This is a genomic window from Microlunatus flavus, from assembly GCF_900110855.1.
GTDB classification, from domain to species: Bacteria; Actinomycetota; Actinomycetes; order Propionibacteriales; family Propionibacteriaceae; genus Microlunatus; species Microlunatus flavus.
Genome location: NZ_FOFA01000004.1, coordinates 86,365 through 107,449, shown reverse-complemented (window position 1 = coordinate 107,449; position 21,085 = coordinate 86,365). Strand labels below are relative to the sequence as shown.

The 21,085-nt window shown below is 73.9% G+C and carries 21 protein-coding genes; 14 read left to right on the top strand and 7 right to left on the bottom strand.

Annotated elements, in window-relative coordinates:
* Positions 1–30: 30 nt before the first annotated feature.
* A complete protein-coding gene (locus BMY04_RS11305) occupies positions 31–1,542 on the bottom strand; it encodes a DEAD/DEAH box helicase (protein WP_091179954.1) in 1,512 nt (503 codons plus the stop codon).
* Positions 1,543–1,986: 444 nt separating this feature from the next.
* On the opposite strand from BMY04_RS11305, the gene BMY04_RS11300 reads away from it, so the two are divergent.
* Both BMY04_RS11300 and BMY04_RS11295 read left to right on the top strand, forming a co-directional pair.
* Positions 1,987–2,577: an antibiotic biosynthesis monooxygenase gene (locus BMY04_RS11300; RefSeq protein WP_091179951.1), complete on the top strand. Its 591-nt coding sequence runs from the start codon at positions 1,987–1,989 to the stop codon at positions 2,575–2,577.
* A 77-nt stretch (positions 2,578–2,654) separates the two neighbouring features.
* Complete coding sequence (locus BMY04_RS11295; RefSeq protein ID WP_091179948.1) at positions 2,655–3,494, top strand: DUF1206 domain-containing protein; 840 nt, start codon at positions 2,655–2,657, stop codon at positions 3,492–3,494.
* Positions 3,495–3,515: 21 nt separating this feature from the next.
* On the opposite strand, the gene BMY04_RS11290 is transcribed toward BMY04_RS11295, so the two are convergent.
* Genes BMY04_RS11290 through BMY04_RS11280 form a run of 3 tightly spaced genes read right to left on the bottom strand, consistent with a single transcriptional unit; the run spans position 3,516 to position 6,026 of the window.
* Positions 3,516–4,475, bottom strand: a complete 960-nt coding sequence (locus tag BMY04_RS11290; protein WP_091179946.1) for a COX15/CtaA family protein — start codon at positions 4,473–4,475, stop codon at positions 3,516–3,518.
* 46 nt (positions 4,476–4,521) lie between these two features.
* Positions 4,522–5,310, bottom strand: a complete 789-nt coding sequence (locus tag BMY04_RS11285; protein ID WP_091179943.1) for an ABC transporter permease — start codon at positions 5,308–5,310, stop codon at positions 4,522–4,524.
* Complete coding sequence (locus BMY04_RS11280; protein ID WP_170854090.1) at positions 5,307–6,026, bottom strand: ABC transporter ATP-binding protein; 720 nt, start codon at positions 6,024–6,026, stop codon at positions 5,307–5,309. Before BMY04_RS11280 ends, BMY04_RS11285 begins: the two co-directional genes overlap by 4 nt.
* Positions 6,027–6,124: 98 nt before the next feature.
* On the opposite strand from BMY04_RS11280, the gene BMY04_RS11275 reads away from it, so the two are divergent.
* Positions 6,125–7,195: an ATP-dependent DNA ligase gene (locus BMY04_RS11275; RefSeq protein ID WP_091179941.1), complete on the top strand. Its 1,071-nt coding sequence runs from the start codon at positions 6,125–6,127 to the stop codon at positions 7,193–7,195.
* Here the strand turns inward: BMY04_RS11275 and BMY04_RS11270 are convergent.
* Together BMY04_RS11270 and BMY04_RS11265 are read right to left on the bottom strand one after the other, a co-directional pair.
* On the bottom strand, positions 7,165–8,451 hold the full coding sequence (locus tag BMY04_RS11270) for an RNA polymerase sigma factor (protein WP_139209827.1): 1,287 nt from the start codon (positions 8,449–8,451) through the stop codon (positions 7,165–7,167). The genes BMY04_RS11275 and BMY04_RS11270 overlap by 31 nt on opposite strands.
* Positions 8,452–8,501: 50 nt before the next feature.
* The gene (locus BMY04_RS11265) at positions 8,502–8,852 is read right to left on the bottom strand and encodes a YciI family protein (RefSeq protein ID WP_091179934.1); all 351 of its coding nucleotides are present in this window, start codon (positions 8,850–8,852) and stop codon (positions 8,502–8,504) included.
* A 105-nt stretch (positions 8,853–8,957) separates the two neighbouring features.
* Between BMY04_RS11265 and BMY04_RS11260 the strand changes: the two genes are divergently transcribed.
* From BMY04_RS11260 to BMY04_RS11210, 11 genes are all read left to right on the top strand, one after another.
* Positions 8,958–9,779, top strand: a complete 822-nt coding sequence (locus BMY04_RS11260) for a hypothetical protein (protein ID WP_139209826.1) — start codon at positions 8,958–8,960, stop codon at positions 9,777–9,779.
* A 46-nt stretch (positions 9,780–9,825) separates the two neighbouring features.
* Complete coding sequence (locus BMY04_RS11255; protein ID WP_198410094.1) at positions 9,826–10,596, top strand: helix-turn-helix transcriptional regulator; 771 nt, start codon at positions 9,826–9,828, stop codon at positions 10,594–10,596.
* Positions 10,593–12,065 (top strand): Fe-S cluster assembly protein SufB, encoded by a 1,473-nt coding sequence (gene sufB / locus BMY04_RS11250; RefSeq protein WP_232506297.1) that lies wholly within the window; start codon positions 10,593–10,595, stop codon positions 12,063–12,065. The genes BMY04_RS11255 and sufB overlap by 4 nt, the downstream gene beginning before the upstream one ends.
* An 89-nt stretch (positions 12,066–12,154) precedes the next feature.
* A complete protein-coding gene (gene sufD / locus BMY04_RS11245; protein ID WP_408630457.1) occupies positions 12,155–13,384 on the top strand; it encodes a Fe-S cluster assembly protein SufD in 1,230 nt (409 codons plus the stop codon).
* Positions 13,384–13,716: a non-heme iron oxygenase ferredoxin subunit gene (locus tag BMY04_RS11240; protein ID WP_091179918.1), complete on the top strand. Its 333-nt coding sequence runs from the start codon at positions 13,384–13,386 to the stop codon at positions 13,714–13,716. Before sufD ends, BMY04_RS11240 begins: the two co-directional genes overlap by 1 nt.
* Positions 13,717–13,744: 28 nt before the next feature.
* Entirely contained in the window at positions 13,745–14,518 is a 774-nt protein-coding gene (gene sufC, locus BMY04_RS11235) for a Fe-S cluster assembly ATPase SufC (RefSeq protein ID WP_091180675.1), read from the top strand.
* Positions 14,519–14,630: 112 nt separating this feature from the next.
* On the top strand, positions 14,631–15,896 hold the full coding sequence (locus BMY04_RS11230) for a SufS family cysteine desulfurase (protein ID WP_091180672.1): 1,266 nt from the start codon (positions 14,631–14,633) through the stop codon (positions 15,894–15,896).
* 16 nt (positions 15,897–15,912) lie between these two features.
* Positions 15,913–16,371, top strand: a complete 459-nt coding sequence (gene sufU / locus BMY04_RS11225) for a Fe-S cluster assembly sulfur transfer protein SufU (protein ID WP_091180668.1) — start codon at positions 15,913–15,915, stop codon at positions 16,369–16,371.
* Between the two features lie 32 nt (positions 16,372–16,403).
* Entirely contained in the window at positions 16,404–16,796 is a 393-nt protein-coding gene (locus BMY04_RS11220; RefSeq protein ID WP_091180664.1) for a metal-sulfur cluster assembly factor, read from the top strand.
* A gap of 16 nt (positions 16,797–16,812) precedes the next feature.
* Positions 16,813–17,319 carry a GNAT family N-acetyltransferase gene (locus tag BMY04_RS11215; protein ID WP_091179915.1) on the top strand — a complete coding sequence of 169 codons (507 nt, stop codon included), beginning with the start codon at positions 16,813–16,815 and terminating at the stop codon, positions 17,317–17,319.
* A gap of 145 nt (positions 17,320–17,464) precedes the next feature.
* Positions 17,465–18,436: a DMT family transporter gene (locus tag BMY04_RS11210; protein ID WP_091179912.1), complete on the top strand. Its 972-nt coding sequence runs from the start codon at positions 17,465–17,467 to the stop codon at positions 18,434–18,436.
* Here the strand turns inward: BMY04_RS11210 and BMY04_RS11205 are convergent.
* A complete protein-coding gene (locus tag BMY04_RS11205; RefSeq protein WP_198410093.1) occupies positions 18,375–20,987 on the bottom strand; it encodes an HAD-IC family P-type ATPase in 2,613 nt (870 codons plus the stop codon). The two genes, BMY04_RS11210 and BMY04_RS11205, sit on opposite strands and share 62 nt — an antisense overlap.
* Positions 20,988–21,085 lie beyond the last annotated feature (98 nt).

The following is a 21,085-nucleotide window of genomic DNA, read 5'->3' as shown; positions in this document are numbered from 1 at the left end:
GAGGGCGAGAAGTCAAGGCCGAGGCCTGGGCTAGCGGCGGCCCTTGCTGCTGAAGCCGGCGGCCGAGTGCGTGCTGCCGCCGCCGGAGGTGCTCGTGGAGTACGCGAGCGCGCTCCCGCCACCGCCGCCGGAGGTGCGCCGACCGGCGGGACGGGCGGAGCCGCGGCCCTTGCCGGCCGGGGTCTTCGCCGCGGCCGGAGCCGAGCCGCGCGCGGGGCGGCTGCCACCGCGGGCGGGCTGCTGCTGCGACGCCGCCTTGGGCTGACCGCCCCCGGCGCCACCGCTGCGGCGACGACCGCCACCGCCGGTACGGGGGCGACCCGCACCCGCGCCGGGCTCCTCCGACGTCGGGACGGCGAGGCCGCCGGGCAGGGTGCGCTCGCCCGGGGCGACCTGCGCCAGCACCGGGTCGGACGTGCCCTGCACGCGGCTCGTGGTCGGGTTGATGCCGGCGGCGCGCGTCAGCGAACGGACCTCGCGCAGCTGGTCGCCCGTGGCGAGCGTGACGACGGTGCCGTCGCTGCCGGCGCGCGCGGTGCGGCCGGAACGGTGCAGGTACGCCTTGTGCTCGACCGGCGGGTCGGCGTGCACGACGAGCGCCACGTCGTCGACGTGGATGCCGCGGGCGGCGATGTCGGTGGCGACGAGGGTCGTGGCCTTGCCGCTGTGGAAGGCGTCCATGTTGCGCGTCCGGGCGCCCTGGCTCAGGTTGCCGTGCAGGTCGACCGTGGGGACGCCGCGCGAGTTCAGCTGGCGGGCGAGGGCCTTGGCGCCGTGCTTGGTCCGCGTGAAGACCACGGTCCGGCCCGGGGCGCTGGTCAGGTCGACGAGCACCGGCACGCGCTGCTCGCGGTCCACGTGCAGGACGTGGTGCGTCATCGTCGAGACGGGGGACTGCGCCGAGTCGGCCTCGTGCACGACCGCGTCGTGCAGGAAGCGCTTGACGAGCACGTCGACCTGGGCGTCGAGCGTCGCCGAGAACAGCAGGCGCTGCCCGTTGCTCGGCGTCTTGTCGAGCAGCCGGCGCACGACCGGCAGGAAGCCGAGGTCGGCCATGTGGTCGGCCTCGTCGATGACGGTGACCTCGATCGAGCCGAGCGAGGCGTGGCCCTGCTGGACCAGGTCCTCGAGGCGGCCCGGGCAGGCGATGACCACGTCGACGCCACGCTGCAGCGCCGCGACCTGCGGGCCCTGACCGACGCCGCCGAAGACGGTGCGCGAGGTGAGGCCGGCGCTCTTGGCCAGCGGCGCGAGGGATGCCTCGATCTGGCCGACGAGCTCGCGCGTCGGGGCCAGGATCAGGGCGCGCGGGGCGCCGGAGCGGCGGCGGGTCGTCGAGGCGGTCAGCCGGGCGACGAGCGGCAGCAGGAAGGCGTACGTCTTGCCCGAGCCCGTGCGGCCGCGGCCGAGCACGTCGCGCCCGGCGAGCGAGTCGGGCAGCGTGGCCGCCTGGATCGGGGTGGGGATGGTGATGTCCCGCTCGGCGAGGACGCCGACGAGGGACGAGGGCACGCCGAGCGTGCTGAAGTCGTGCTGGGTCAAGGAGTTCCGTCCGTGATGTCCCGCCGACACCTGGCCCGAGGTCTCTCGGAGGCGCCACGCACGGAGCGCGAGGGCTACGACGTGCGGACTGCTTGCGGCAGGAGCGAAAGCAAGCTGTTGATCACCACTATAGCGGGTCGTCGAGCGGTTGACGCGGCAACCACCCCGGGAGCGCGCCGTGAGGGCGACCGTCGGAACGCCCCCTGAGCTCGTCGAAGGGCCCGGAACGGGTCGGCGTCGAACCGTGGCGCGGACGCCGACCTCTCGAGGCCCTTCGACAGGCTCAGGGAGCGTCCTGGGCCCTTCGACAGGCTCAGGGAGCGTTCGACAAGGCTCAGGGAGCGTCCTCGGGCGTTCGCACGGGCTCGAGGGGCGTCGGGTGCTGTCACCTGAACCGTCGTCGTCGGTTTCACGACCGTCATCCGGAGGCGTTTCACTGAGGGGGTGGAGCACGTCCAGACGACCCCCGAGCAGCCCATCACCGTCGCGGTCGAGCGGCGCGTGGACGCCGACCACCAGGCCGAGGCGCTGGCCTGGGTGCAGACGGGGACCAGCCTCGCGAGCCGGATGCCCGGCTACCTCGGCTCGGGCTGGGTGCGCGCCGACGCCTCGTCGTCGCTCTGGTACACGCTCTACCGCTTCGCCGACGCCGGCTCGCTTGCCGCGTGGGAGTCGTCGGCCGAGCGGCACTGGTGGCTGCGGTCGGGCGAGGAGTTCGTCCAGGACGCCCGCGTCGAGCGGCGTACCGGGATCGAGGGCTGGTTCGACGTGCCGGCCTCGCGGGTCCTGGAGGAGGAGGGCAGCGGCCGGGCGGTCCCGCCCCGGTGGAAGCAGGCGGTGAGCATCTGGCTCGGCTTCTTCCCCACGAACCTCGTCTTCACCCTCCTGGTCTCCCTGCTGCCGGCGTGGGGCGGGGTCCCGCTGGCGCTGCGCGTGCTCATCACCACCGTGGTGCTGACGCCGGTGATGACCTACCTGGTGCTGCCCCTCGTCACCGCCCGGCTGCGCCCGTGGCTCGAGCGTCAGCGCCCCTGATCCGCCGCTGACCCGCACCGGCCGGAAGGAGCCTGAACCGGCCCCCGCCGCCGCGCCGTGCGCCGTACGCTGCGGCCATGGCCGACGAGGGGGTCACCGCCGAGCGCGCGGAGGCGGAGGTCGAGCAGCAGAGCCAGCGGCTGCGGCGCTCCCGCGGGTACGGCGCGCTCGTCCGCGCCGGGCTGGTCTGCTGGGCGGCGGTGCACCTGCTGATCGCCTACCTCGCGCTGCGCGTGGCGTGGGGCGGCGGCGGGGACGCGTCGCAGCAGGGTGCGCTCAAGACGCTGGCCAAGACCGGGGCCGGTCCGGTCCTGCTCGGCGTGGTGGCGGTCGGGATGTTCGCGCTCACGGTGTGGCAGGGGTTCGAGGCGGCACTCGGCCAGGGCCGGGTCGCGGAGCAGCACGACGAGCGGCGCCGCACGCTCAAGCGGCTCTCCTCGGCGGGTCGGGCGCTGGTGTACCTCGCGCTGGGCGTGAGCGCGCTGCGGCTGGTCCTCGGCGGGGGCGGCTCGTCCGACCAGCAGGAGGAGGGCCTGACCGGTCGGCTGATGGGGGTGCCCCTCGGCCGCGCGCTCGTCGTCCTCGTCGCCGCCGTGATCCTGGCCGTCGCCGTGGCGCAGGTCGTCCGCGGCGTGCGGCAGAAGTTCACCGAGGACTTGAGCGGTGACCGCACCCGCGCCGTCCGCGTGCTCGGCACGATCGGCTACGTGGCCAAGGGGGTCGCCCTCGCCGTGGTCGGCGCGCTGTTCGGCTGGGCCGCGCTGAGCTACGACCCCAAGAAGGCCGGCGGGCTCGACGAGGCGCTGCACACGGTCGGTTCCCAGCCGGCCGGTGCGGTGCTGCTCACCGCGCTCGCCCTCGGGTTCGCCGCGTTCGGCGTCTTCTGCCTCGTCTGGGCGCGCAACCCGCGCACCTGACGGCAGCGTTCCCGGAGGCCGTCAGACGAGGGCCGCGGGCGCGGGGCGGCGGCGGACGGCGAGCAGGACGTTCGTCGCGGCGGCGACCGAGAGCGAGGCGCCCAGCAGGTGCAGGGCGACGAGGCCGACCGGGACGCCCAGGTGGTACTGCGCCAGCCCGATCGCGGCCTGCAGCACCTCGACGACCAGCAGCAGGACGACCGCGCGGCTGCGCGTGAGGGCGAGGCAGACCACGGTCGCGGCGATGGTCACCCAGACCGCCGCCGCGTGCAGGTGCGCCAGCTGCCCGCCGTCGAGGCCGTTGCGCACCGCACCGAGGTCACCGGCGTGGGGACCGCTGCCGGTGACGACCGTGCCGAGCCACACGGCGAGGACCATGCCGGCGAACGCCACCCGGCCCGCGAGGCGCCCGAGGCCGTGGCGGACGTCGGCCCGGCGCGACGCCCAGGCCTGCCGCACGAGGGCCGTCGCCAGGCCCACCAGGACCATCGAGACGACGAAGTGCAGGCCCACGACCCACGGGTTGAGGTGCGTCAGGACGCTGATCCCGCCGATGACGATCTGCGCGGGGATGCCGAGCAGCAGCCCGCCGGCGAGCCAGCGCAGGTCGCGACGCCGGCCGCCGCGGACCTCGGGTCGGCGCGCGTCGCGGAACCGCAGGGCGGTGATCCACGTCAGGGCGACGACGACGATCAGCACGAACGTCAGCAGCCGGTTGCCGAACTCGATCGCGCCGTGCACGCCGAGCTCGGGGTGGGCGACGAAGGAGCCGTCGCTGCACTCCGGCCAGGTCGGGCAGCCCATGCCCGACGCGGTGAGCCGGACGAGCCCGCCGGTGACGACGATCAGGACGTTGATGGCCAGCGCGGCGACCGCCCAGCGACGCATCGCGTCCGCGCCCGTGACCAGGCGCAGGAGCGGCGCCCAGGGCGGGGTGCTGCGCCGCTCCGGCGACGCCGGGCGGACCTCGGTCGCGGTCATCGCTGTCCCCTCGGCTCGGTCGGTGCTGCTGGTGCTGGCGCGGTCGTCATGACGTCCACCGGAACCCTCGCCGCGCGACGAGCACGGCCACCACGAGCCAGACGGCGAGAACGGCGAAGGGCCAGCCCAGGACCGTACCCGCGGCCCCCGCGCGCAGGCCCTCACCGAGGGCGGCGGTGGGCAGCGCCTCGACGACCGGCTGCAGCACGCGCGGGTAGCGCGCGACCGGCAGCACGAGGCCGCCGGCGACGAGCAGCACGACGTAGACGAGGTTCGCGACGGCGAGCGTGATCTCCGCGCGCAGGCGTCCGGCCAGCAGCAGCGCCAGCGCGACGAAGGCGACCGCGGCCAGAACCAGCAGCGCGAGGCTCGCCAGCACGGAGGCGCCGGTGTACGCCGGGCGCCACCCGAGCGCGAGGGCCACGACGGCCAGCACGACGAGCTGGGCCAGCAGCACCAGCGCGACGGCCAGCGCCTTGCCCAGCAGCAACCCGCCCCGGCCCAGCGGGGTCGCTGCCAGCCGCTCGAGCACGCCGTAGCGCCGCTCGAAGCCCGTGGCGATCGCGGTCGAGGTGAAGGCCGAGGACCACACGGCGAGCGCGAGCACCGACGGCGCGGCGTCCGCGAGCGGCACGAACCGCCCGCGGGTCAGCGCGGCGAGCACGAGGATCGCCAGCGGGATGACCAGGGCCAGCAGGAGCTGCTCGCCGTTGCGGACCAGCAGCCGGAACTCGGTCAGCGCGTGCCTCAGCACCCGGGTGCCCGCGGGGGCGGCGCCCGGGGCGGGGCTGAGGTCGAGGGGGCCGGGCCCGCTCACGGTGCCGGCGGCGCTCATCCGACGACCCCGTGGGTCCGCGTGAGGAACACGTCCTCGAGGGTCTGGCCGCCCGTGGTGAGCTCGGCGACGGTGCCGGACGCAGCCACGCGGCCGCGGTCGATCATCCAGACCTGGTCGGCCAGGGCCTCGGCCTCGTCCATCGCGTGGGTGGTGAGCACGACCGACGCCCCGGCCGCGCGCAGCTCGCGCAGCAGCTCCCAGGTGGCGCGCCGCGCGTGCGGGTCCATGCCCGCCGTCGGCTCGTCGAGGAACACCAGCGAGGGGCGCCCGACGAGGGCGCCCGCGAGGTTCACGGCCTGCTGCTGCCCGCCGGAGAGGCGCCGGTAGGGCGTGCGGGCGTACGCGCCGATGCCGAGGCGCGCGACGAGGGCGTCCACGTCGAGCGGGTGGGCGTAGAGCGAGGCGAGGTAGCGGAGCAGCTCGACGGCGCGGATGCCCGACCAGGCGCCCGTGCTCTGCGGCATGACCCCGATCGCGGCGGTGACGTCGGGCGAGCCGGGGGCGCGACCGAGCACCGCGACCTCGCCGGCGTCGGGACGCACGAGCCCGGTGCAGCAGCGCACGAGGGTGGTCTTGCCGGCGCCGTTGGGCCCGAGGACGGCCGTCAGGGCGCCGTCGGCCGCAGTGAGGCTCAGCGCGTCGAGCACCGCCGTGCCGCCGAGGCGCACGGTCAGGTCGCGCACCTGGAGCGCGAACGCGGTCGGGCTGGCCACGTCTGGAGTCTAGGGCGGCGGTGCCCGCGAACCGGCCTGGTGAGCGAGGGGTCACAGCCACCCGGGCGGCGCGCAGCGGGTCCGGGCAGGATGAGCGGATGGACCTGCCCGTGATGCCGCCGGTCGCGCCGATGCTGGCGAAGTCGGTCAAGGAGATCCCCACCGGGGACCTCACCTACGAGCCCAAGTGGGACGGGTTCCGGTCGATCATCTTCCGCGACGGCGACGAGGTGGAGATCGGCAGCCGCAACGGCAAGCCGATGACGCGCTACTTCCCCGAGGTCGTCGAGGCCGTCCTGGCGAGCTTTCCCGAGCGGGCGGTGATCGACGGCGAGATCGTCGTGGTCGACCCAGCGAGCGGGGAGCGGCTGGAGTTCGAGGTGCTGCAGCAGCGCATCCACCCCGCGGTCAGCCGCGTCACGAAGCTGTCGAAGGAGACGCCGGCGAGCTTCGTCGCCTTCGACCTGCTCGCCTGGGGCGACGAGGACTTCTCGGCCCGCCCGTACGCCGAACGGCGCGCCGTGCTCGAGCGCGCCCTCGCCGGCGCGCAGCCCCCGGTGCACCTGACGCCGGTGACCACCGACCCCGCGGTCGCGCAGGAGTGGTTCACCCAGTTCGAGGGCGCCGGGCTCGACGGCGTCGTCGCCAAGCCGAACGGGCTGCGCTACAGCCCCGACAAGCGCGTGATGTTCAAGATCAAGCACGAGCGGACGGCCGACTGCGTCGTCGCCGGCTACCGCGTGCACAAGAGCGGCCCCGACAGCATCGGCTCGCTGCTGCTCGGCCTCTACGACGACGAGGGCCAGCTCGCGAACGTCGGCGTCATCGGCGCCTTCCCCGCGGCCCGCCGCAAGGAGCTCTTCACCGAGCTCCAGCCGCTCGTCACGACCTTCGACGACCACCCGTGGGCCTGGGCCAAGCAGGAAGAGGGCACCCGCACGCCGCGCAACAGCGAGTACAGCCGCTGGAACAACGGCAAGGACCTCTCCTTCACCCCGCTGCGCCCCGACCTCGTCGTCGAGGTCCGCTACGAGCACATGGAGGGGCCCCGGTTCCGCCACACGGCGCAGTTCAACCGCTGGCGCCCCGACCGCGACCCGCGCTCGTGCACGTACGCGCAGCTCGAGGAGGTCGTCACCTACGACCTCGCCGACATCCTGGGCGGCTGACCCGGCTGCTCCTGACCGCCGGCGCCCTCCCCGGCCAGGGCTCGCCAGGCGCGGACCCGCCGTTCCCGGAACCGTCGCTCCGGGGCGGTGAGCTCGTCGTCCGCGCGCGGCTCGACGGCCTGCGCCGCCTCCGCCCGCCGGCCCGTCCGGGCGAGCAGCTCGCCGCGCACGCCGCGGACCCGGGCGTCGTGGGACCCGCCGAGCCCGTCCAGCGCCGCCAGGCCGGCCTCGGGCCCGTCCCGCTCGGCCAGGGCGACGGCGCGCGCGAGCGACGCCGCCGGGCTCGGCGCGACCGAGACCAGCAGGTCGTAGAGGCGCACGATCTCGGCCCAGTCCGTCGCCGCGTACGACGGCGCCCGGTCGTGCTCGAGCGCGACCGCCGCCTGCAGCTGGTACGGGTCGGCGACACCGCCGCTGCGACGCAGGCTCGTCGCCAGCAGCGCGGCCCCCTCCACGACCAGCGCGCTGTCCCAGCGCCCTCTGTCCTGGTCGGGCAGCAGGACGACCTCGCCGTCGGCGTCCGCACGCGCCGGGCGCCGGGCCTCGGTCAGGAGCAGCAGCGCCAGCACCGACGTGGGCGCGGGCTCGTCGGGGAACGTCGCGACCAGCAGCCGCGCGAGCCGCACGGCCTCGGCGCACAGGTCGACGTCGACGAGGGCGTCCCCGACGAGCGGGGCGTGGCCGGCGGTGTACGTCGCGTGCACCACGCCGCACACCGCACCCAGCCGCTCCGGCAGCTCCTCGGCGGCCGGCACCCGGTAGGGGATCCGCGCGGCGGTGATCTTCTGCCGCGTGCGCCCGAGCCGGCGCGCCATCGCGGTCTCCGTGGTCAGCAGCACGGCCGCCACCTGCGCGACGGACAGCTGGCACAGCGTCCGCAGCGCGAGCGCCAGCCGCGCCTCGGGGGCCAGGCTGGGGTGGCAGCAGGTGAACAGCAGCCGCAGCAGGTCGTCCTCGAGGCCGGCGGGGAGACCGGAGGGGTCTCCCTCCGCCGGCTCGTCGCGCCGCCGCTGGTCGACCAGCGCCACCCCGTCGCGCTCCTTGTCCCCGCGAGCCCGCTCCCGGCGCAGCATGTCGACGGCCTTGCGCCGCGCCGTGGCGATCAGCCAGGCCCGCGGCTCGTCGGGCATCCCCCGAGCCGGCCAGGTCTCCAGCGCCGCGAGCGACGCCTCCTGCACCGCGTCCTGGGCCAGCGACCAGTCGCCGAGCTGGCGCACCAGGGAGGCGAGCACCCGCCCGCCCTCCAGCCGCACCACCTCGGCGAGCCGGTCGCCGGTGCCCGCTGCCGAGCTGCTCAGGGTGGTCCTCAGTCGCCCATGTGGAGGACCGGGCGGACCTCGATCGCGCCGTCCCACGCCCCCGGGCAGTCCTGGGCGATCTTCAGCGCCGTGTCGAGGTCGGCCGCCTCGACCAGGTAGAAGCCCATCAGCGCCTCCTTGGTCTCGGCGTACGGGCCGTCGGTCGTGACGACGTCGCCCCCGCGGGCGCCGGTGACGCGGACCGTCGTGGCCGTGCTGGTCGGGTGCAGGGCGGCGCCGCCGCGGATGTCCGCCCCGTGGTCCCGGCCGAACCGGTCGTACTCCGCCGTCTCCGCGGCGTGCTCGGGCAGGGACCAGTCGACGTCCCGGCTGTGGATGAGCAGCGCGTACTGGGTCATTCGTCCTCCTCCTTCCGGCCGGGCCCGGCGCCCGGTCTGCCCTCTGGACGAACGGGCTGCGCCGGGTCGGACACCTCCGGAGCCGATTCTGGCCAGAATGAGGGCGTGAGCACCACAGGTACGCCGCCGTCGGGTGGCTCCTGGGTGTCGTCGGTCGGCGCGCTGGCCCTCGGCGTCGTGCTCTCGGTGGCGGTCAGCGGGTTGTTCGCCGCCCTCGGCTGGGGCGGTGAGCTGGCGTCGCAGACCGCGGGCGCCTCGAGCGGTGCTGCCCCGCTGCTCGTCGACGGGCTCCGGCAGCGGCGCGGCCGCCGCGGGGAGGGGCCCGTCGCGCGGCGCCCGCCCAGCGACCTGTCGCGCAAGGTCCTGCTCGCCTCCGCCTTCGCCTTCGGCGTGCTCGTCGTCGAGTCGGCCTGGGGATGGTTCGTCTACCACCTCTCGGGCTGGGTGCTGCGGGCCGCGCGCGCCGACCAGGGTCGGTTCGCGGCCGTGTACGCCGTGCTCGGCTCGCTCCTCACGCTGCCGGTGGTGCTGACCACCGTCTACCTGCTCGCCCTGGCGGCCGGGCGGCGCCTGCGCGAGCACCGGCGCCGCTGGCTCCTGCTCGGCATGGCCGTCTACGGGCTGGTCCGGCTCGCCAACCTCGCCACGGTCATGGTCCGGCCGAGGACCGACAGCCTCACCTCCGTCACGAACGCGTACCTGGTCGCCGGGTTCGTGGTGACCCTGCCGCTGCTCGCCGGGTTCGCGCTGCTCGGGGCCCGGCGCGCGCGGCGCACGCAGGCGGCGTACGACGCGTCGGTGTTCTTCCGGCGCCTCGACCCGGCCGACCGGGAAGCGGTCCTGGCCCTGCTGGACGACGCGCGGCCCCGGCGGGGCCGGGCGGCCCGACCCCTGGAGGAGCAGGCGCCGGCCGAGCCCCAGGGGTAAGGGTCGCCTCGCTTGATCGGGCGGTGAATAAGAGCACACTGGCCTTGTGAAAACCGCCGAGGAGACGTCGGGGCAGGTGGCCGGCGAGCAGCCGGCTCCCGACCACGCCCCGACGCGGCAGCGGGTGGCGCGCTCGATCCTCGAGCACGGCCCGTCGACGGCCGCCGAGCTGTCCGAGCGTCTCGGTCTCACGGCCGCCGGCGTGCGGCGCCACCTCGACGGCCTCGCGGAGCAGGGCCTGCTCACCTCGCGCGAGCAGCGCGTGTACGGCGCCCGGGGCCGGGGTCGCCCCGCCCGGGTCTTCGCCCTGACCGACGCCGGTCGCGACAGCTTCGGCGCCGGCTACGACGACCTCGCGGTGCAGGCCCTGGAGTTCCTGGCGCGCACCGCGGGGCCGCAGGCGGTCGACGCCTTCGCCGAGGCCCGGTTCGCGGCGCTGGAGGAGCACTTCCGGCGCGCGCTCGACGGGGCCGACGACGCCGAGAGCCCGACGCAGGTCCTGGCCAGGACGCTGTCGGCCGAGGGCTACGCGGCGTCGGTCCGCCCGGCGGCGGCGGGGGAGCAGCTGTGCCAGCACCACTGCCCGGTGGCCCACGTCGCCGAGCGCTTCCCGCAGCTCTGCGAGGCCGAGACGGAGGCGTTCAGCCGCCAGCTCGGCGTCCACGTCCAGCGCCTGGCCACCATCGCGCACGGCGACGGCGTCTGCACGACCCACGTCCCCCGAATCCCACCGAGATCACACGGGCCGACCGGAACATCCGGTCCCGAGCCCGGCTTGAACTTCACGTACGCCCCCGACCACGAGGAGCACACATGACCGACATCCTTGACGAGACCGCCACCAGCACCGCGCCCGTCGCGGCCGCCCCGGGCACCGGGCAGAGCCAGGACGAGCACCTCGACGCCCTCGGTCGCTACCGCTTCGGGTGGTCCGACTCCGACGAGGCCGGCTCGATCGCACAGCGCGGTCTGAGCACCGCCGTCGTCGAGAACATCTCGGCGCTCAAGAGCGAGCCGCAGTGGATGCTCGACCTGCGCCTCAAGGGCCTCAAGCTCTTCGACCGCAAGCCGATGCCCGCCTGGGGCGCCGAGCTCGACGGCATCGACTTCGACAACATCAAGTACTTCGTGCGCTCGACGGAGAAGCAGGCGGCGACCTGGGACGACCTGCCCGCCGACATCAAGAGCACGTACGACAAGCTCGGCATCCCGGAGGCCGAGAAGGCCCGCCTGGTGTCCGGCGTCGCCGCCCAGTACGAGTCCGAGGTGGTCTACCACAAGATCAACGAGGAGCTCGAGAAGCAGGGCGTCATCTTCCTCGACACCGACACGGCGCTCAAGGAGCACCCGGAGCTCTTCGCCGAGTACTTCGCGACGGTCATCCCGGTCGGCGACAACAAGTTCTCCGCGCTGAACTCCGCGGTCTGGTCGGGCGGCTCGTTCATCTACGTCCCCAAGGGCGTGCACGTCGAGATCCCGCTGCAGGCCTACTTCCGGATCAACACCGAGAACATGGGCCAGTTCGAGCGGACGCTGATCATCGTCGACGAGGGCGCGTACGTGCACTACGTCGAGGGTTGCACCGCCCCGATCTACTCCTCCGACTCGCTGCACAGCGCGGTCGTGGAGATCGTGGTGAAGAAGGGCGCCCGCTGCCGCTACACGACCATCCAGAACTGGTCGAACAACGTCTACAACCTCGTCACCAAGCGCGCCACCTGCGAGGAGGGCGCGACGATGGAGTGGATCGACGGCAACATCGGCTCCAAGGTCACCATGAAGTACCCGGCCGTCTACCTCATGGGCGAGCACGCCCGGGGCGAGACGCTGTCGATCGCCTTCGCCGGCGAGGGCCAGCACCAGGACGCCGGCTCCAAGATGGTCCACTGCGCGCCGCACACGTCGAGCTCGATCATCTCCAAGTCCGTCGCCCGCGGCGGTGGCCGGACCTCGTACCGCGGCCTGGTCCAGGTGCAGGAGGGCGCGAGCCACTCGGCCTCGATCGTCAAGTGCGACGCCCTGCTCGTCGACCAGATCAGCCGGTCCGACACCTACCCCTACGTCGACGTGCGCGAGGACGACGTGTCCATGGCGCACGAGGCGACGGTGTCCAAGGTGAGCGACGACCAGCTCTTCTACCTGATGAGCCGGGGCATGGCCGAGGACGAGGCGATGGCGATGATCGTGCGCGGCTTCGTCGAGCCGATCGCCCGCGAGCTGCCGATGGAGTACGCCCTCGAGCTCAACCGCCTCATCGAGCTGCAGATGGAGGGCGCGGTCGGCTGACGCCGGCCGCACCACCCGCCGCCAGACCGAGCACGTCCCCCTGGGCCCCGTGGAGGGGCCCGGGGGCGCAACCCGAAGGAATGCCTGACTTGTCCGTCCAGATCGACGCGCCCATCGAGGTCGTGCCGGACGCCGCGCCCGACGGCTCGGTCGCGGCCGTCTCGGCGGCGGTGGAGACCGTCGCGTCCCACCTGCACCCGAACCCCTCGTACGACCTCGCCGACCACCCGCTCCCCACCGGGCGCGAGGAGGTGTGGCGGTTCACCCCGCTGAAGCGGTTCCGTGGGCTGCTGCAGGGCGGGGACGCGCAGGGCGACGTCGAGGTGAGCGTGGAGGCGCCCGCCGGCGTCACGGTCTCCGAGATCACCGCCGACGAGGCGCGGGCGCTCGGCGGTCCGGCCCCCGTCGACCGGGTGGCCGCCCTCGCGGCTGCGCACGCCGCGCACGTGGCGCTCGTCGACGTGGCGGCCGAGACGCAGCTGGACGCGCCGGTCGTCGTGACCGTCACCGGTCGCGGCGCGCAGCGGGCGTACGGCAACCTGCTCGTGCGCGTCGGCGCCTTCGCCAAGGGCATCGTCGTGCTCGAGCACCGGGGGAGCGCGGTCTACGCCGGCAACACCACGCTGCTCGTCGGCGACGGCGCCCAGGTCGAGTTCGCGGGCCTCCAGCTGTGGGACGACGACGCCGTGCACGGCGGCCAGACCTCGATCGTCGTCGGCCGCGACGCGGAGGTGCGCACGATCGCCGCCTCGCTCGGCGGCGACCTGGTCCGGCTCGTCGAGACCGCGGAGTACGCGGGCCCCGGCGGTTCGGTCGAGCAGCTCGGCCTCTACTTCGTCGACGCCGGCCAGCACATCGAGCACCGCCTGTTCGTCGACCACAACGCGCCGCACACCCGCAGCAACGTCGACTACCGCGGGGCGCTGCAGGGCCAGGGCGCGCACTCGGTGTGGATCGGCGACGTGCTGATCCGTAAGGTCGCCGAGGGCATCGAGACCTACGAGTCGAACAAGAACCTCGTCCTCACCGACGGCTGCCGCGCCGACTCCGTGCCGAACCTCGAGATCGAGACCGGCGACATCGCCGGCGCCGGGCACGCCTCGACCACCGGCCGCTTCGACGACGAGCAGCTGTTCTACCTGCGCAGCCGCGGCATCGACGAGGCCGAGGCCCGCCGCCTGGTCGTGCACGGCTTCTTCGCCGACATCATCCGCCGCATCGGCGTCGCCGGGGTCGAGGAGCGGCTGCTCGCCGCCGTCGAGGCCGAGCTCGAGGTGAACGTCGGCCTGCCGACCCAGCCCGCCGGGACGGACGCCTGATGGCCCTCGTCCGGGCCTGCGCCCTGCGCGACCTCGCCCGCGAGTCGGCCCTCGCGGTCGAGATCGGTCGTGACGACGTCGCGATCGTCCGCAGCGGCGAGCGCGTCTACGCCATCGCCGACGAGTGCAGCCACGCCGCCATCCCGCTGTCGGAGGGCGACGTCGGCGACGGCGAGATCGAGTGCTACCTCCACGGGTCGCGCTTCGACCTGACCACCGGGCAGCCGCTCGGGCTGCCGGCGACCGAACCGGTCGCGGTCTACCGCGTCGAGGTGGTCGGGGACGACGTGTTCGTCGACCTCGAGGCCCAGCCTGACGCCCCCCAGAACTGACTTCCCGCACGCTCTAGGAGATATGACGATGTCCACGCTCGAGATCCGCGACCTGCACGTCTCGGTGAACACCGAGTCCGGCCCCAAGGAGATCCTCAAGGGGGTCGACCTCACCATCCGCAGCGGCGAGGTCCACGCGATCATGGGTCCGAACGGGTCCGGCAAGTCCACGCTGGCCTACTCCATCGCCGGCCACCCGAAGTACCAGGTCACCTCGGGCACCGTGACGATGGACGGCGAGGACCTGCTCGCCATGTCGGTCGACGAGCGCGCCCGCGCCGGCCTGTTCCTGGCCATGCAGTACCCGGTCGAGGTCCCCGGCGTCAGCGTCGCGAACTTCCTGCGCACCGCCAAGACCGCGATCGACGGCGAGGCCCCCAAGCTGCGCACGTGGGTCAAGGACGTCAACGGCGCCATGGACCGGGTCCAGATGGACCGCGAGTTCGCCAACCGCAGCGTCAACGAGGGCTTCTCCGGCGGTGAGAAGAAGCGCCACGAGGTCGTCCAGCTGGAGCTGCTCAACCCGCGGTTCGCGATCCTCGACGAGACCGACTCCGGCCTCGACATCGACGCGCTGCGCATCGTCTCGGAGGGCGTCAACCGCTTCTCCGCCCAGGGCGACCGCGGCGTGCTGCTGATCACGCACTACACGCGGATCCTGCGCTACATCAAGCCCGACTTCGTCCACGTCTTCGTCAACGGCCGCGTCGCCGAGCAGGGCGGCCAGGAGCTCGCCGAGCGCCTCGAGGCCGAGGGCTACGACAAGTACGTCCGCGCGGCCAACGCCGCGGCGACCGTCTGAGCACGCTGCACCACAGCCTGAGGAGGTCCTCGTGACCACGCACGCGGAGTACCCGGCGCTCGTCGAGCCGGAGGAGCTGGAGGGCGCGCAGGCGCTCCCGGCCGAGGAGGCGATCCCGTTCGACGTCGAGGCGATCCGCGCGGACTTCCCGATCCTCGAGCGCACGACGCCCGACGGCCGGCCGCTGGTCTACCTCGACAGCGCGAACACCTCGCAGAAGCCCCGCTGCGTCGTCGAGGCGATCGAGGACCACTACCTCAGCCACAACGCCAACGTCGCCCGGGCCATGCACCTGCTCGGCGCGGAGGCGACCGAGGCGTTCGAGTCCTCGCGGGCGGTGATCGCCGAGTTCGTGGGCGCCGCCTCCAGCGAGGAGATCGTCTTCACCAAGAACGCCTCCGAGGCGCTGAACCTCTGCGCCCACACCGTCGGCGCCGCCCTGCGTCCCGGCGACGAGATCGTGGTCTCGGTGATGGAGCACCACTCCAACATCGTCCCGTGGCAGCTGCTCGCCGAGCGCACGGGCGCCACGCTGCGCTGGTTCGACGTGACCGACGAGGGCCGGCTCGACGTCGAGGGCGGCCTGGCCGCCGGGCTGATCAACGAGCGCACCAAGGTCGTCTCGATCACCTACGTGTCGAACGTGCTGGGCACGGTCAACCCCGTCGCGCAGGTCGCCGCGGCGGCGCACGCGTACGGGGCGACGGTCGTCGTCGACGCCTCGCAGGCCGTGCCGCAGATGCCGGTCGACGTGCAGACGCTGGGCGCCGACCTCGTCGCCTTCACCGGCCACAAGATGGTCGGCCCGACCGGCATCGGCGTCCTGTGGGGCCGCTACGACCTGCTCGCCGCGCTGCCGCCGTTCCTCGGTGGCGGCGAGATGATCGAGACGGTCCGGATGACGGGGTCGACCTTCGCCCCGCCGCCGCACCGCTTCGAGGCCGGCACCCCGCCGATCGCGCAGGCGGTCGGGCTGGCCGCCGCGGCGCGCTACCTGAGCGCGCTGGGCATGGACCAGGTCGCGGCGCACGAGCACCTGATCACCGCCTACGCGCTCGACGGGCTGGCGACGGTTCCGGGCCTGACGGTCCTCGGGCCGGCGACGGCGGTCGACCGGGGCGGGGCCCTCTCGTTCACGCTGGTCAACCGCGACGGCGAGCAGATCCACCCGCACGACGTCAGCCAGCTGCTCGACAGCCGCGGGGTGGCCGTGCGGGGCGGGCACCACTGCGCCCGTCCGCTGCACGAGCGGTTCGGGGTGCAGTCCTCGACGCGCGCCTCGAGCTACCTCTACACGAAGACGTCGGAAATCGATGCGCTGGTCGACGCGTTGACGTACGTGGTCGGCTTCTTCAGCCGGCCCCCGCGCGGCCGCTGATCAGGAGAGAGTGATCATGAACGTCGAGGACCTGTACCAGGAGATCATCCTGGACCACTACCGGGCCAAGCACCACAGCGGCCTGCGCGACGCGTACGAGGCCGAGGTGCACCACGTCAACCCGAGCTGCGGCGACGAGGTGACCCTGCGGCTGCACGTGGCCGACGGCACCGTCGCCGACGTCTCCTACGAGGGTGTGGGCTGCTCGATCTCGCAGGCGTCGACCTCGGTGATGAGCGACCTGGTCATCGGCAAGAGCGTGGCCGAGGGGCTCGACCTGCACCAGGAGTTCCTGACCCTCATGCAGGGGCGGGGCCAGGTGGAGCCCGACGAGGAACGCCTCGAGGACGGGATCGCCTTCGCGGGCGTGGCGAAGTTCCCGGCGCGCGTGAAGTGCGCGCTGCTGGGCTGGTCGGCGTTCAAGGACGCGGCCGTACGGGTGAGCGCAGGGACGACGGAAGAGGTGTCGAAGTGACGAGCGAGACGAGCGAGCGGGAGAGCCAGACCATGAGGCCGTCGGAGCTGGTGCAGGACGACCTGCCCGACGTGACGAGCGCGGGCACGTCGAACGGCGACTACGCGCCGGCCGCGCGCGCCACCCTCGGCGACATCGAGGAGGCGCTGAAGGACGTCGTCGACCCCGAGCTCGGGATCAACGTCGTCGACCTCGGCCTGATCTACGGCCTCAACCTGGACGACGACGGTTCGCTGACCATCGACATGACGCTCACCTCGGCGGCCTGCCCGCTGACCGACGTCATCGAGGACCAGACCGACACGGCGCTCGAGGGCCTGGTCGACCGCTTCGCGATCAACTGGGTCTGGATGCCGCCGTGGGGCATGGAGAAGATCACCGACGACGGCCGCGAGCAGCTGCGCGCGCTCGGCTTCAACGTCTGATCCTGCGACCCGTCCCGTGACCCCCGCCGCCGAGAGCGCGCCCGCCGTCACGCTGCGTCCGCAGCGGCCGTCGGACCTGCCGCTGCTCGTCGGCGGGGACACCAAGTTCGACGACTTCGGTCCGCTCGCGCCCAGCCCGCACCCGGCCCCGTCGCGCCTGGACGACGCCGGCGCGCTGACCGTCGTCGACGAGCGTGACCAGGTCGCCGGCGAGATCAGCTGGCACTGGCGCGGCTGGGGCCCGAACGCCGGCTCGCGGTGCGCCATGATCGGCATCTGGGTGCGCCCGGAGCACCGCGGTCGCGGGCTCGGCGCGGCCGCCCAGCGACGCGTGGTGGAGCTGTTCTTCGCCCACACCAACGTCAACCGCGTCGAGGCGCACACCGACGTCGAGAACGTCGCCGAGCAGCGCGCCCTCGAGCGGGCCGGGTTCACCCGCGAGGGCGTCACCCGGGGCGCGCAGTGGCGCGACGGCGCGTACCGCGACGGCGTCCTCTACGCGATCCTGCGTAGCGACCGCTGACCCTGTCGACCTCGGCGGGGCCCTCGATCCATCCGCCTGAGCTCGAGGTCCAGGACGTGGCGCCGCACCGAGCGCCCTGACCGGGCGAGGCGTGCGACCCAGGTCGGACGCCTCGCGCCCCACGCCCGTCATAGAGTCGGCGGCGATGCTCGCCGTGCTGCTCGCCCTCGCGGCCGCCGCCGTCTTCGGGACGGCGACGGCGCTGCAGCACCGGGCGGCGAGCGGCGTCACCCGGGCCGAGGTCGCCGAGGGTCGCCTGCTGGCGCGGCTGCTGCAGCGACCGATCTGGCTGCTCGGCATCGTGCTGAGCGGTGTGGCCTTCGTCCTGCACGTCGCCGCGCTCCACGAGGGCCCGCTGAGCCTGGTGCAGCCCATCGTGGTCACGACGACGGTGTTCGCCGTCTTCATCCGGTCGGGCCTCGAACGGACGCGCCCCGACCTCGCCGAGGTCGTCTGGGCCCTCTGCACCGTCGCCGGGCTGACCCTCTTCGTCGTGTCGGCCGGCCTCCGCGCACCGCACCACCCGCCCGCGGAGCGGGAAGCCCTGCTGGTGCTGGCCGTCGGGGCGCTGCTCGCCGTAGCCGCGTGCTGCTTCGCGCGCTCCACCCCGGTGCCGGCCCGCCGCGGCTTCCTGCTCGGGCTCGGCGCCGGCGTGCTCTACGGGCTGACCGCGGGCCTGGTCAAGCTGGCGACGTCCCCGCTCGGCCCCGGCCCGGGACCCGGCCACGGGTCGGGACCTGGCCCTGGCCCTGGTCCTGGCCCTGGTCCGGGTCTGGTGCAGCTGCTCGGGCACTGGCCGGTCTGGCTGGTCCCGGTGGCGGGCCTCAGCGCCTTCCTGATCAGCCAGCGGGCCTACCAGGCGACGCGGCTGTCGGTCAGCGCGCCGGTGCTGAACATCGTCGACGTCCTCGTCGCCGTGACCTTCGGCGCGGTCGTCTTCGGCGACCGCCTGTTCACGACGCCCGGCCGCTCCCTGGTCGAGCTGGTCGGCATCACGATGATGGGCGTCGGCGTGTGGCGCCTCGTGCGGGAGGACGAACGGCTGCACGCGCTCCTCAGGAGCGACGCCGAGGCTCCTCCGGACGCGTCGGCGCCGTCGACGCGGCCCGTCCCGTGACCTCCGTGGTCCCGGGCTCGTCGGGGACGAGGTCGGGCAGGCCGAGCACCCGGTCCAGCAGCCGCAGACGGTAGGTGACCGAGAGCACGAGGAACCACAGCACGAGCAGCGGGACGGCGATCTCGTACACGATCGGCGCCGGCCGGGTCAGTCCGAAGTAGTCCCGCGGGGTGGGGATGATCAGCGCGGCCAGCAGCCCGACGAGCAGGACCACCACGAGCACCGTGGGCCGCTTGTCCGGGCTGGGCCGGGTCCACGAGGCGAAGAGCCGGGTGGGGGGCTCGAGGAAGAGGATCAGCAGGATCGACGCGATCGACACGAACGTCGACAGGCCGGTCTGCGCGCCCACGGTGGCCGCGGCGGGCACGAAGCCCGGGTCGACGCCGTACGTCAGGTCGGTGTAGCGCGAGAACTCGGTGACGAGCCGGTCGCGCAGCCGCGGGTCGGCGAAGCCGTCGCTGATGGTCGTGTAGAGGTAGGTGTACGTGCCGACGGCGAAGGCGGCCGTGAGCACCGCCGCGGGCGCCACGAACCGGACCAGCTCGAGCAGCAGCCTGCGGTGCGTCCCGCCCGGCCGCGCCCACGCCGTCAGGAAGAGGGTCGGCAGGCCCACCGTGAACAGCGTCAGGCCGGTCTGCGCGGGGGAGTACGGGAAGCCGAGCCCCAGCATGGTGACGATCACGATGACCAGCGCCTGCGTCGCCACCCGGGTCAGGAATACCTGCGTGGACACGGCGATCCCGCCGATGATGCGTCGCCCCTCCCGACGCGCGGGGAGCAGCGCGTCGAGCGAGTCCTCGAGCAGGACGATGTCGGCGACGTCGCGCGCCACCGCGCTGCCGCCGCGCATGGCCACGCCGACCTGGGAGGCCTGCATCGCCGGGGCGTCGTTCACGCCGTCGCCGACCATCGCGACGTAGTGGCCGTCGCGGCGCAACGAGGTGACGATCCGCACCTTCTGCTCGGGGGTGACCCGACCGACGACCTCGGCCTGCGTGACGGTCGCGTCCAGCTCGGCGTCGTCGAGCCCGTCCAGGGTGGTGGCGTCGACGGGGGTGTCCACCTCGAGGCCCACCCGTCTCGCGGTCCCGGCCACGGCGGCAGGGTCGTCGCCGGAGAGGAGCACGACCCGGATGCCGGCGGTGAGGAGCCGGTCCACCGTCTCCCGCGACCCGGGACGCAGCTCGTCGGCGATGCTCACCAGCCCGAGCGGCTCGAGGGCGGGCAGGGCCGGCCGGCCGGCGTCGTGCAGCTCGGCGCCGGGTTCGGCCGTCTCGGCGACGACGAGCAGCCGGACGCCCTGGGTCGAGCGGGTCGCGACCTCGTCCTCGAGGCCGGTTCCCGTGAGGGCCGGGGCGAGCGTGCCGGCCTCGCCGAGGACCCATGTCCCCCGGTCGGTGCGGACGGCGCCCCAGCCCAGGGCGGTGGTGAAGGGGACCTCCTCGACGACGCGCGCGCCCGTGCCGCCGGGCAGCGCGTCCACGAGCGCCGCACCGACGGGGCTCGCCGGTCCGACGGCCCGCGTGAGCGCGGCCAGGGCGCCCTCCAGGTCGCCACGGCTGCGCCCGGCGAGCGGCAGCGCCTCGACCACGTCGAGCCGACCGGTCGTCAGCGCTCCGGTGTCGGTGCAGAGGACGTCGACGTTGCTGAGCGACTCGACGGCGTTCACCTGCTGCACCAGCGCCCCACGGCGCGAGGCGACGACGGCCCCACCCGTGTAGGCGAGCACGATGAGGAAGAACAGCCCGTACGGCACGAGGCCCGACAGGACCGCCGCGGTCTGCACGACGCGGGTGACGCGGAGGTCGTCGAGCGCGGCCTGCAGCATGATCGCGCCGCTCATCAGCACGACGACGACCATGACGAGCCGCACGCAGAACCCGATCTGGTGCTGCAGCGGGGTGCTGCCGGTCCGCGAGCCCCGCGCCTCGGCGGTGAGCCGTCCGGCACGGCTCGTCGCGCCCACGTCGCGGGCCTCCTGCAGGCCGTGGCCGTCGACGACCCGGCTGCCGGCCAGCAGGTCGTCACCGACGTCGCGGCGCTGCGCCCCGGCGGCTCCGGTCACCTGGGACTCGTCCACCGACACCCGGCCCTCACGGACGGGCCCGTCGACGACGACCGGGTCCCCGGGACGCGCCCGGACGAGGTCGCCCCGGACGACCTCGGCGGGGTCGAGCTCCACGTCTTGGCCGTCGCGGACGACGACGACCGTGCCGCGCTCGCTCTCCTGCAGGGCGTCGAGCTGCCGCTTGGCGTGGATCTCCTGGGCGGCGCTGATGACGGCGTTCAGCAGGCCGATGCCGACGCTGATGACGGCGTCGTTGTAGCGCCCGAGCGCGAGGAGGGCGAGGCCGATGACGAAGAGGATCGAGTTGTAGAGGTTGAAGACGTTGGTGCGCAGGATGCGGACGTAGGTGCGCGACGAGGCGCTGACCGCGACGTTGCCCTCGCCCCGCCGCAGCCGCTCCTCCGCCTCGTCGCTGGTCAGCCCCTCGAGCGGCGTCAGGTCGACCGCCTCGTGGGGCGGTGCGTCGCTGCTCGGGGCCGGCACGCAGCCATTGTGGGGCCAACCGCTGTCAGCGCCGTCCGACGCGGCGAGGGCGCCGACCTCGCGATCCGGCCCAGGAACCTGCGCGTCCGGGCCCGTAC

Bases quoted from the DNA above. Each gene is read 5' to 3' on its own strand.
- BMY04_RS11210 (WP_091179912.1), top strand. From the start codon at position 17,465: ATGCTCGCCGTGCTGCTCGCCCTCGCGGCCGCCGCCGTCTTCGGGACG.
- sufC (WP_091180675.1), top strand. From the start codon at position 13,745: ATGTCCACGCTCGAGATCCGCGACCTGCACGTCTCGGTGAACACCGAG.
- BMY04_RS11290 (WP_091179946.1), bottom strand. From the start codon at position 4,475: ATGACCGCGACCGAGGTCCGCCCGGCGTCGCCGGAGCGGCGCAGCACC.
- BMY04_RS11265 (WP_091179934.1), bottom strand. From the start codon at position 8,852: ATGACCCAGTACGCGCTGCTCATCCACAGCCGGGACGTCGACTGGTCC.
- BMY04_RS11220 (WP_091180664.1), top strand. From the start codon at position 16,404: ATGAGGCCGTCGGAGCTGGTGCAGGACGACCTGCCCGACGTGACGAGC.
- BMY04_RS11240 (WP_091179918.1), top strand. From the start codon at position 13,384: ATGGCCCTCGTCCGGGCCTGCGCCCTGCGCGACCTCGCCCGCGAGTCG.
- sufB (WP_232506297.1), top strand. From the start codon at position 10,593: ATGACCGACATCCTTGACGAGACCGCCACCAGCACCGCGCCCGTCGCG.
- sufU (WP_091180668.1), top strand. From the start codon at position 15,913: ATGAACGTCGAGGACCTGTACCAGGAGATCATCCTGGACCACTACCGG.
- BMY04_RS11285 (WP_091179943.1), bottom strand. From the start codon at position 5,310: ATGAGCGCCGCCGGCACCGTGAGCGGGCCCGGCCCCCTCGACCTCAGC.
- BMY04_RS11295 (WP_091179948.1), top strand. From the start codon at position 2,655: ATGGCCGACGAGGGGGTCACCGCCGAGCGCGCGGAGGCGGAGGTCGAG.
- BMY04_RS11275 (WP_091179941.1), top strand. From the start codon at position 6,125: ATGGACCTGCCCGTGATGCCGCCGGTCGCGCCGATGCTGGCGAAGTCG.